The sequence below is a fragment of the Streptomyces sp. NPDC043908 genome (genome assembly GCF_056435525.1).
Genome location: NZ_JBWKEI010000033.1, coordinates 7,536 through 18,068 on the forward strand (window position 1 = coordinate 7,536; position 10,533 = coordinate 18,068).

The 10,533-nt window shown below is 72.4% G+C and carries 8 protein-coding genes; 5 read left to right on the forward strand and 3 right to left on the reverse strand.

The genetic code is table 11. The features are described from left to right. Positions 1–100: 100 nt before the first annotated feature. The 3 genes from AC069K_RS35585 to AC069K_RS35595 form a co-directional block, all read right to left on the reverse strand. Positions 101–1,285, reverse strand: a complete 1,185-nt coding sequence (locus AC069K_RS35585; RefSeq protein WP_365107303.1) for a DUF5667 domain-containing protein — start codon at positions 1,283–1,285, stop codon at positions 101–103. A gap of 313 nt (positions 1,286–1,598) precedes the next feature. Further along, complete coding sequence (locus AC069K_RS35590; RefSeq protein ID WP_358836241.1) at positions 1,599–2,393, reverse strand: ECF subfamily RNA polymerase sigma factor, BldN family; 795 nt, start codon at positions 2,391–2,393, stop codon at positions 1,599–1,601. A 1,134-nt stretch (positions 2,394–3,527) separates the two neighbouring features. Further along, entirely contained in the window at positions 3,528–4,502 is a 975-nt protein-coding gene (locus tag AC069K_RS35595; RefSeq protein ID WP_478622969.1) for an HAD family hydrolase, read from the reverse strand. A gap of 112 nt (positions 4,503–4,614) precedes the next feature. On the opposite strand from AC069K_RS35595, the gene AC069K_RS35600 reads away from it, so the two are divergent. The 5 genes from AC069K_RS35600 to AC069K_RS35620 all read left to right on the forward strand — a co-directional run bounded on the left by AC069K_RS35600 (position 4,615) and on the right by AC069K_RS35620 (position 10,245). Beyond that, positions 4,615–4,905: a glutaredoxin family protein gene (locus AC069K_RS35600; protein WP_478622971.1), complete on the forward strand. Its 291-nt coding sequence runs from the start codon at positions 4,615–4,617 to the stop codon at positions 4,903–4,905. A 333-nt stretch (positions 4,906–5,238) separates the two neighbouring features. Further along, entirely contained in the window at positions 5,239–6,012 is a 774-nt protein-coding gene (locus AC069K_RS35605) for a redox-sensing transcriptional repressor Rex (protein WP_365107311.1), read from the forward strand. Further along, positions 6,009–7,607, forward strand: a complete 1,599-nt coding sequence (locus AC069K_RS35610) for a glutamyl-tRNA reductase (RefSeq protein ID WP_365107314.1) — start codon at positions 6,009–6,011, stop codon at positions 7,605–7,607. The genes AC069K_RS35605 and AC069K_RS35610 overlap by 4 nt, the downstream gene beginning before the upstream one ends. Further along, complete coding sequence (gene hemC, locus AC069K_RS35615) at positions 7,604–8,578, forward strand: hydroxymethylbilane synthase (protein ID WP_365107317.1); 975 nt, start codon at positions 7,604–7,606, stop codon at positions 8,576–8,578. Before AC069K_RS35610 ends, hemC begins: the two co-directional genes overlap by 4 nt. Beyond that, positions 8,575–10,245 (forward strand): bifunctional uroporphyrinogen-III C-methyltransferase/uroporphyrinogen-III synthase, encoded by a 1,671-nt coding sequence (locus AC069K_RS35620; protein WP_478622975.1) that lies wholly within the window; start codon positions 8,575–8,577, stop codon positions 10,243–10,245. Before hemC ends, AC069K_RS35620 begins: the two co-directional genes overlap by 4 nt. Positions 10,246–10,533: the final 288 nt, after the last annotated feature.

Consider the following 10,533-nt stretch of genomic DNA (forward strand, 5'->3'; position numbering starts at 1 on the left):
TTTTTCTTTTTTTTTTTTTTTTTTTTGTTTTTCTGTTTGTTTTCGGTTCCCCCCCCCCCCCCCCCCCCCCCCCCCCCCCCCACACCCGTGTCCGGCCGGGCTACTTCACTTCCTCGCCGTCGATGCCGAGGCCCGGGAGCAGGCCGGGGAGCAGCGGGGGCAGGGTGACGTCCGGGACCGGCGGTTTGGCCGGGGTGGTGCCGGAGGCCGGCGGGGCGCTCTTGGCGGGCGGGTCGAGCAGGCCGCCGGTGTTGCCGCCGATCAGGCCCTCGTCGGGCTTGGCGCCGGGGGTGGTGGGCTGCTGCGACTTGGTGCCGCCGCCGCTCGCCGTGCCGTGCGCCGGGGACGAGGGGGTGGGGGCCGGGCGGGCCGTGTGGCTCGTCTGGCCGGGGTGCGTCGTGTCCGTACGCCCATGGGTGCGGGTCTTGGGCGGGGGGAGCATCGAACGCAGGGGCTCGACCTCTTGGTCTATGGCGACGAAGACCGAGGTGACCTGGTCGCCGACGTCGGTGAGCTGGGCGGGCAGCTTGTCGCGCAGCCTGCTCCAGCTGTCGCGGTGCGCCGAGGCGAACGACGACAGGGCGGCGATGGCGCCGAGCGAGCCGTCCTTGGCATAGGCGGCGTGGAGGAGGCGGTGGCCTTCGGTCACGTCGTGCTGCATGCCGCTCAGGGCGCGGCGGACCTCGCTCAGCTGCTCATGGTCGAGGTCGCCCGCGCGGCCGCGCTCCATCAGGCGGCGGGCCTCGCTGAGCCGGGTGGAGGCCTGGTCGAGGTAGATCCGGCCGCGGTCGGCGTCGTCGTCCGCCAGGTTGAGCTTGAGGTCCTCCATGCCGCGCTTCAGCCCGTAGAGCGAGTCACCGGGGAGGGCGTCGGAGCTGGCAGCGGCCACGCCGCTGAACGCGCCCGCGGCCACACCGATGCTGAGGCCGCCCGCGGCGATGCCCTTCGACCAGCGGGAGCGGGGGCGCAATTTCCGGAGCGGGGCCGCCCGGTGGGCGCCCCGGCCGGCCCGCTGCTCGGGCACCTGAGGGTCGGCGGCGCCGCCGGAAGCGAACATCTGCTCCATGGCGGCCACGAGCAGCGCCCGCTGCTCCACCTTCACCTGCGGGTCCAGTTCCGGTTTCGGCAGTTCGCCGAGGACGGTCGCCAGGGTCAACAGGTCGGCTTCCGCCGCCTGTTCGGCCTGGGCGGCCGGGGTGGCGGGTGGCTGCTGGGCCGCCGAGGCTTCTTCCAGGGCCTGGGCGAAGGCGTTCGCCCGCCGGTGCGCCGATACGTTCGCGATCACTGGCGGCACCTCCTCTCGTCATCACGGTCGACTCCCCAAGGGGCCTGGAAGGTTGCACGTCTTGAGCACATCCACACGATCGAGTGAGCGGCAGTGAACATGACGTGACCACAGGGAGCCTGCATCCGGCACAACGAGGGACGCGGCACTTGGGTTACGGACGAAGGATGATCGGACCACACTGTGACCGGGACAGCACTGAGCGCTCACCGACCGTGAGTTGAGAGGGCGGCCGGGAGGCGCGGGCCGGGGGTACCGGAGGCGCCGCTGCCCCGTGGGGACGGGGAGCGGCCCGGCGGGGCGGCGGGGTGCGTCAGCGGGCGTCTTCGGGGAGGAGCCGGGCGAGGGTGCGCACGGCGCGGTACTGGAGGGTCTTGATGGCGCCCTCGTTCTTGCCCATGACGCGGGCGGTCTCGGCTACCGAGAGGCCCTGGAGGAAGCGCAGGGTGACGCACTCCTGCTGCTGCGGGTTCAGCTTGCGCACGGCTTCGAGGAGCGCGGCGTTGGAGAGCGACTCCAGGACGGAGTCCTCGGGTGAGCGCTCCACTTCGTTGGCGTCGAGCATTTCGCCTGTGGTCACTTCCAGGCGGAAACGGCTCGACTTGAAGTGGTCCGCGACCAGGTTGCGCGCGATCGTGACCAGCCAGGCGCCGAAATCGCGCCCCTGCCAGGTGAAGGTGGAGATCCTGCGGAGCGCGCGCAGGAAGGTCTCGCTGGTGAGGTCCTCGGCGGTGGCCTTGCCGCCGACGCGGTAGTAGATGTACCGGTACACCGTGTCGCTGTACTGGTCGTACAGCCGGCCGAAGGCGTCGGCCTCGCCGGCCTGGGCGCGTTCGACGAGATCCATCATGCGGGCGCTGTCGCTGTCCGCGCTGGGGCGGCGGGCGGTCGGCGTCGCGGACGTGCCCGTGCTGCGGCCGCCGCTCCGTCTTCCGACCGCGGCACCGCCCTCGGCCAGCGCGTAGCAGGCACCGAGGGGTGAGGCGGTGGCGGTGGCGAAGGCGGGGGCGGTGGCGTACGCGGTGGGGACGAAGCCGCGCAGACGGTCGACGACCGCTGCGCGCAGCGTAGCCAGGCCCGAGGCGTCAACCCCGACGTGTGGGTACACGGGACTCCCAGAGGCAGAGCTTCCATCACGTGCAGTGCGGGACCGTTCACCCGCCGTGGCGATGTGTGGGTTCCGGTATGCGTCTGAGGAGAATAACGCTTCGTGCAGGGAGCGCTACACCCAGTTGCTCAAATCGTCGATTCCGTCGCTTCTGTTACGTCTATGGGGCGGAATGGGTAGCGGAGTGTGAGCGGGTGGGGGCGGGGTTGTGATCGATGTTGATCGGTTGGGGGGTGGGATGTGGCCGAGTGGGGGGTGGGGGACTGGTGGGGGATGGGGGCGGGTATGTGGTCCCGGATCGGCCCCCACCCCGCCCCTTCCCTAAACCCTCCGGGGGTGGGGGGCGCGGGTCCACCCCGGGGGCTCCGCCCCCCTGCACCCCTGGGCGGGGCTGCGCCCGGGGCGGGGCTGCGCCCCGGACCCCGCTCCTCAAACGCCAGAGGGGCTGAGGTGCCCCCGGGCCCGTTGTCTGCGGGTTGTGGGGTGGCTGGTCGCGCAGTTCCCCGCGCCCCTGGGCAACTCCACCTTCGCGGAAAGGCGTACGGAACCCCGGCAGACGAACAACGACAGGTACGACTCCCCCCCCAACCGGAACACCCTGAAGCGCCCACCCAAACGACAGACGACGACAGCTCACGCCCCGGGGCAAACACGACCGCCCACTGCTCACGCCCCGGGACACACCCGACCGCCCACTGCTCACGCCCCGGGACAAACCCGACCGCCCACTGCTCACGCCCCGGGACAAACCCGACCGCCCACTGCTCACGCCCCGGGACACACCCGACCTCCTAGGGGCGCGGGGAACTGCGCGATCAGCCACCCACCACCCGCAGACAACAGGCAAACCCAGGCGGCCGCTACTCACGTTCCGGGGCACCCCCGACCCCCTAGGGGCGCGGGGAACTGCGCGGCCAGCCACCCACCACCCGCAGACAACCGGACCCCAGGCGGCCGCTACTCACGCCCCGGGGCACACCCGACCCCCTAGGGGCGCGGGGAACTGCGCGATCAGCCACCCAACATCCGCAGGCAGGCAACCCGCAGCCAGCCACAGACCAACCCCGGCCCGGCCACAGACCAACCTCGGCCCAACTTCAGCCCGTCCTCGGCCCGGCTCGGCCCCGTTCGGTCTTAGCGCCTTCGGCGGTGGAGGGCGATTGCTGCCGCCGTGCCGCCCGCCAGGGCGCCCACGCCGGCCGCCGCCGGGATCCCCACCTTCGCCGCCTTGCGGCCCGTGCGGTAGTCGCGCAGGCGCCACTCCCTCGCCCGCGCGTGCTTGCGCAGCTTCGCGTCGGGGTTGATCGCGTAGGGGTGGCCCACCAGGGACAGCATGGGGATGTCGTTGTGGGAGTCGCTGTACGCCGCGCAGCGCGAGAGGTCCAGGCCCTCCGCCGCCGCCAGCGCGCGTACCGCCTCCGCCTTGGCGGGGCCGTGCAGCGGCTCGCCCACCAGGCGGCCGGTGTACACGCCGTTCACCGACTCCGCGACCGTGCCCAGCGCGCCCGTCAGCCCCAGCCGGCGCGCGATGATCGTCGCGGTCTCCACCGGCGCCGCCGTCACCAGCCACACCTTCTGGCCCGCGTCCAGGTGCGCCTGGGCCAGCGCGCGCGTGCCGGGCCAGATGCGGTCCGCCATGTACTCGTCGTAGATCTCCTCGCCGATGGTCATCAGCTCGGAGACCCGGTGGCCCTTGACGATCGACAGGGCGCTCTCGCGGGCGTCCTGCATGTGCTCCGGGTCCTCGACCCCGGCCAGCCGGAACCACGCCTGCTGCCAGGCGAAGCGCACCAGATCGCGGCGCTGGAAGAACTTCCGCTTGTACAGGCCCCGCCCGAAGTGGAAGATCGCCGCGCCCTGCATGACCGTGTTGTCGAGGTCGAAGAAGGCCGCCGCCAGGTCGTCCCCGGCCACGGGGAAGTCCGGTTCGGAGGGGGAGGGGGCGGAGGAGGAGGGGGACGTCTGCGGCTGCTCCCTGGCTTCCGCTTCCGCCAGTTCCGCCAGCTCCTGCTCGGACTTGCGGGCTGCCTCGGCTGCGGCCTCGCCGGCCAGCACGCTGCGTGCTGTCGCCGAGCGCCTACGCGGGGTGAGCCATCCCAGTACGGCCATGCCGTGAGCATAGCCAGTCTGTTCGGTCCCGCCCGACACGCCGGGATGCCGGGGCGTGAACTCTGGGATACGGGGGCGGACAGCCGCCTTCACGTGGGCGGAGAATGGATGCATGAGTCCTCTCTTCCGGCGCGGGAAGTCCCCGCGCAGCGCCGACCCCTCCTCCCCGCCGCTCGTCACGCTCATCGGCAAGCCGGGCTGCCACCTCTGCGACGACGCCCGTGCCGTGATCGAGAGGGTCTGCGCCGAGACCGGTGCCGTATGGGAGGAGAAGGACATCACCCAGGACGAGGCGCTGCACCGCGCGTACTGGGAGCAGATTCCGGTTGTGCTCGTCGACGGCGCGCAGCACACCTTCTGGCGGGTGGACCCCGCGCGGCTCAGGAGTGCCCTGAACGCTTGAGGCGGGTGGGGCGCGCGTGCCCCGTCCGTGGTCCCGGGGGCCGGTGATCGAATGGGTGATCAGCGGTAGTTGCGGTTACCATCGAGGTCGTTTTGTCGCGTTCGGGGGTGACATCGTGGAGAGGTGTGTACGGTTTTGCCCCCTTCGGGTCTTCAACGGGTCGACTTCGCTGTCGGTTCCCGGAAATCGGCACCGGTTCGCGTGAGCCCGGTCACTTTGCTCGGACAAAGCGGACACCATCTTTGTGCACGCGTTCACAAAGACATAGCCTGCATTCGACGGGGCGGTCCTGGGACACATGGCCGCCTGCCTCGCTCATCCCGCAGGAGCACCGTGGCAACTGGCCGAACTCACCGACCGGCGACCCGTAGCCGAGGAATCCCCGAGGCCACCGTCGCCAGGCTTCCGCTGTATCTGCGTGCGCTGACCGGATTGTCGGAGCGCTCCGTACCCACGGTCTCCTCCGAGGAGCTGGCCGCGGCCGCGGGGGTCAACTCCGCCAAGCTGCGCAAGGACTTCTCCTACCTCGGCTCCTACGGGACCAGGGGCGTGGGCTACGACGTCGAGTACCTCGTCTACCAGATCTCCCGCGAGCTGGGCCTCACCCAGGACTGGCCCGTCGTCATCGTCGGCATCGGCAACCTCGGCGCGGCCCTCGCCAACTACGGCGGCTTCGCCTCCCGCGGCTTCCGGGTCGCCGCGCTGATCGACGCGGACCCCGCGATGGCGGGCAAGCCCGTCGCCGGGATCCCGGTGCAGCACTCCGACGACCTGGAGAAGATCATCAGCGACAACGGTGTCTCCATCGGCGTCATCGCGACGCCGGCGGGCGCCGCGCAGCCGGTCTGCGACCGCCTGGTCGCCGCCGGGGTCACCTCCATCCTGAACTTCGCGCCGACCGTCCTGTCGGTGCCCGAGGGCGTCGACGTACGCAAGGTCGACCTCTCCATCGAGCTCCAGATCCTCGCCTTCCACGAGCAGCGCAAGGCCGGTGAGGACGCCGCCGCCGCGGAGGCCGCCGACATCGTGGCGCCCGTGGTGCGCGGCGGCGCGGCCGTGGACCGGAAGGGACCCGACGGGGACATGCCCGCCGTGATGCCGGCATGAGCCTCCTGGTCGTCGGCCTCAGCCACCGCAGCGCACCCGTCAGCATCCTGGAGCGGGCCTCGCTCCCGGCGGACACGCAGGTCAAGCTCCTTCAGGACACCCTCGCCGCGGAGCCCGCGGCCGAGGCCGCGGTGCTCGCCACCTGCAACCGCATCGAGCTGTACGCGGACGTGGACAAGTTCCACGCGGGCGTCGCCGAGCTCTCCACACTGCTCGCCCAGCACAGCGGCGTCGGTCTGGAGGAGCTCACTCCGTATCTCTATGTGCACTACGAGGACCGGGCCGTCCACCACCTCTTCTCGGTGGCGTGCGGGCTGGACTCGATGGTCGTGGGCGAAGGCCAGATCCTCGGCCAGATCAAGGACACCCTGGCGCAGGGGCAGGAGCTCCACACCGCCGGGCGCCTCCTCAACGACCTCTTCCAGCAGGCCCTGCGGGTCGGCAAGCGCGCCCACAGCGAGACCGGGATCGACCGGGCCGGGCAGTCCCTGGTCACCTTCGGCCTGGAGCAGCTCGCCCAGGGCACGCCCGTGGAGACCTGGGCCAAGGACAAGCGCGCCCTGGTGATCGGCGCCGGCTCGATGTCCTCGCTGGCCGCGGCCACCCTGGCGCGCGCGGGCGTGCGCGAGGTCGTCGTCGCCAACCGCACGTCCGCCCGCGCCGAGCGCCTGGTGGAGATCCTCACGGAGTCCGGCACGCCCGCCCGCGCGGTCGCGATGGCCGACGTGGCGCGCGAGCTGGCACGCGTCGACGTGGCCGTGTCCTGCACCGGCGCGACCGGTCTGGTCCTGGACGCCCAGACCGTCGGCGAGGCCGTCGGCGCGCAGGCCGCCGCCCCCGCGAGCCAGGCGCCGGCCGTCTCCGGCGGCTGCCCCGCCGACTTCGCCGCGACGGCCGCCGCGGGTGCCTCGCTCGCCGCGTACAGCGCGGTCGCCGAGGCCGACGCCGCGACCGGACTCGGCGAGTCCGTCGACGCCGACTCCCTGGAGCTGCACGGCAGCTGGGCCGAGAACGCCACCGGCGCCCGGCCCGCCGCCCGCACCCGCATCCCCGCGCAGACCGGCCCCGTCCGGCTCGCGCTGCTCGACCTCGCCATGCCGCGCGACATCGACGCCGCCGTCCACCGCATCCCCGGGGTGCGGCTGGTCGACATCGAGTCGCTCGCCGAGGCCTCGGCCGACGCGCCGATGGCCGCCGACGTCGACCAGGTGCGCTCGATCGTCTCCGACGAGGTCGCCGCCTTCGGCGCCGCCCAGCGCGCCGCCCACATCACGCCGACCGTCGTCGCGCTGCGCGCGATGGCCGCCGACGTGGTGGCCGGCGAGGTGGCCCGCCTCGAGGGACGGCTGCCCGACCTGGACGAGCGCCAGCGCGCCGAGGTCACCCAGACCGTGCGCCGCGTCGTCGACAAGCTCCTGCACGCGCCGACCGTGCGGATCAAGCAGCTCGCGGCCGAGCCCGGCGGCGCCGGATACGCGGACGCGCTGCGCACTCTCTTCGACCTCGACCCGGAGACGGTCGCCGCCGTGTCACGGGCCGATCTGAACGACGTCGACGTCAAGAACCGAGACGCGAAGAACCGAGGGCGGTCATGACCCAGAAAGCACTGAGGCTGGGGACCAGGCGGAGCATGCTCGCCATGGCCCAGTCCGGCCAGGTGGCCGACGCCGTACGGAGGTTGACCGGGCGTCCGGTCGAGCTGGTGGAGATCACCACGTACGGCGACACCTCGCGCGAGCACTTGGCGCAGATCGGCGGTACGGGCGTCTTCGTGACCGCGCTGCGCGACGCGCTGCTGCGCGGCGACGTCGACTTCGCCGTCCACTCGCTCAAGGACCTGCCCACCGCGCAGCCCGACGACCTCGTCCTGGCCGCCGTGCCGGTCCGCGAGGACCCGCGCGACGTGCTGGTGGCGCGCGACGGGCTCACCCTGACCGAGCTGGCCGCCGCCTGCCAGGGCCGTCCGGCCCGCATAGGCACCGGCTCGCCCCGGCGCATGGCCCAGCTGAACGCCTACGCGCGCAGCCACGGCCTCGCCGTCGAAACCGTGCCGATCCGGGGGAACATCGACACCCGGATCGGATTCGCGCACAGCGGGGAGCTCGACGCGGTGGTACTCGCCGCCGCCGGGCTCAGCCGCATCGGCAGGACCGGTGAGGTGACCGACTTCCTTCCGGTCGACACCATGCTGCCCGCCCCCGGCCAGGGGGCACTGGCGATCGAGTGCACGGCAGCCGATGCCGGTCTCGCCGCCGCGCTCGCCGAGCTCGACGACCCGTACACCCGGGTCGCCGTGACCGCCGAGCGGTCCCTGCTCGCCGCCCTGGAGGCCGGCTGTTCCGCACCCGTGGGTGCCTACGCCGACCTTCTGGCCGACGGACAGATTGTTCATGAGATGCGCCTGCGCGGCGTCGTCGGTACCACCGACGGCTCGACGCTGGTGCAGTTGTCCATCACCGGTCCCGTACCTGCGTCGCACGACGAAGCCGTGGCGCTCGGTCGCGAACTCGCGGTCGAGATGCTTGCCAAGGGTGCGGCCGGTCTTATGGGGGAGCGAGCACTTTGAACCCCACCACGTCCTCTAACCTTCCCGCCGTCTCCGCGCACGGGTGCGTCACCTTCCTCGGTGCCGGCCCCGGAGACCCGGGGCTGCTGACGCTGCGCGCCGTGGAAGCGCTGGCGTCGGCCGATGTCCTGATCGCCGAGCCGGCTGTGCTCGACGTGGTTCGCGCGCATGCGCGGGCAGGTGTGGACACGCCTCAGCTGACGGTTGTTGACGACACGTCAGCGACCGGCAGCACGTTCGATGTCCCCGTGTTGCGGGACGCGGCCAATCTTGTCATGGAGGCCGCGCGCTCCGGCAGGCGGGTCGTCCGTGCCGTCTCCGGTGACCCCGGGCTCGACGGCAACGCGGGCGAGGAGATGCTCGCCTGCGCGGCGGCGGGCATCCCCTTCGAGGTCGTGCCCGGTGTGGCGACGGCGGTGGGCGTACCCGCGTACGCCGGTGTCCCGCTCAGCGACCCGAGCGGCGCCGACGTCCGCTTCGTCGACGCGCGCAGCGCGGGCGAGCGCTGCTGGACCGAGGTCGGCGCGAGCGACGGCACGGTCGTCGTCTCCGCGACCCTGGAGACGGTGGCGGCCGCGGCCGGTGAACTCGTCGCGGCGGGCCGCAAGCCCGACACCCCGATGACGGTCACCGTCGCCGGCACCACCACGCGCCAGCGCACCTGGAACGCCACCCTCGGTTCCATCGCACAGGTCCTCAAGCAGGCGAAGGTGCTGCCGTCCCCGGACGGGCACCAGCCCGTCATAGCCGTGGTCGGGGAGCGCACCGCCGCGGCCCAGCGCGACCGGCTGTCGTGGTTCGAGTCCAAGCCGCTGTTCGGCTGGCGGGTGCTCGTACCGCGGACGAAGGAGCAGGCCGCGTCCCTCTCCGACCAGCTGCGCTCCTACGGCGCGGTGCCGCACGAGGTGCCGACGATCGCCGTCGAACCGCCGCGCACCCCGCAGCAGATGGAACGGGCGGTCAAGGGCCTGGTGACGGGCCGCTACGAGTGGATCGCCTTCACCTCGGTCAACGCCGTGAAGGCGGTGCGCGAGAAGTTCGAGGAGTACGGGCTCGACGCGCGGGCGTTCGCGGGGATCAAGGTCGCGGCGGTCGGTGAGCAGACCGCGGCGTCGCTGGTGGAGTTCGGTGTGAAGCCGGACCTCGTCCCGAGCGGCGAGCAGTCGGCGGCCGGGCTCCTGGAGGACTGGCCCCCCTACGACCCGGTCTTCGACCCGATCGACCGCGTCTTCCTGCCGCGCGCCGACATCGCCACCGAGACGCTGGTGGCGGGGCTGATCGAGCTGGGCTGGGAGGTGGACGACGTCACGGCGTACCGGACGGTACGGGCGTCGCCGCCGCCGGCGGACACGCGCGAGGCGATCAAGGGCGGCGGTTTCGACGCGGTGCTCTTCACCTCCTCGTCCACGGTCCGCAACCTGGTCGGGATCGCGGGCAAGCCGCACAACGTGACGGTGATCGCGTGCATCGGCCCGGCCACGGCGAAGACGGCCGAGGAGCACGGTCTGCGGGTGGACGTGATGGCTCCCGAGCCGTCGGTGCTGAAGCTGGCGGAGGCGTTGGCGCAGTTCGGGGCGGCTCGGCGGGATGCCGCCGTGGAGGCGGGGGAGCATGTGACCCGCCCGAGCGAACGCCGCCCCGGAGCGCGCCGCCGCCGCACGACGTGAGGTCCCCCGCCCCACCCCTTCCCTAAACCCTCCGGGGGTGGGGTGGGCCCTCCCGGGGGGGGGCGGGAGGGGGGTGGAAGCGACTTCCCCGTGGGCTGCGCCCCCGGACCCCGTACGGGCTGCGCCCCCGGCCTCGTTTTGTCTGCGGATCGTGCCTGGCTGGTCGCGCAGTTCCCCGCGCCCCTAACTGCCTAGGGGCGCGGGGAACTGCGCGAGCAACCCACCACCGGGCGGCCCACCAGACGAACACGCCCCCCACCGCCGAGGTGATCGCCCCGCAGGGGCGCA

Bases quoted from the DNA above. Each gene is read 5' to 3' on its own strand.
- AC069K_RS35595 (WP_478622969.1), bottom strand. From the start codon at position 4,502: ATGGCCGTACTGGGATGGCTCACCCCGCGTAGGCGCTCGGCGACAGCA.
- AC069K_RS35600 (WP_478622971.1), top strand. From the start codon at position 4,615: ATGAGTCCTCTCTTCCGGCGCGGGAAGTCCCCGCGCAGCGCCGACCCC.
- AC069K_RS35610 (WP_365107314.1), top strand. From the start codon at position 6,009: ATGAGCCTCCTGGTCGTCGGCCTCAGCCACCGCAGCGCACCCGTCAGC.
- hemC (WP_365107317.1), top strand. From the start codon at position 7,604: ATGACCCAGAAAGCACTGAGGCTGGGGACCAGGCGGAGCATGCTCGCC.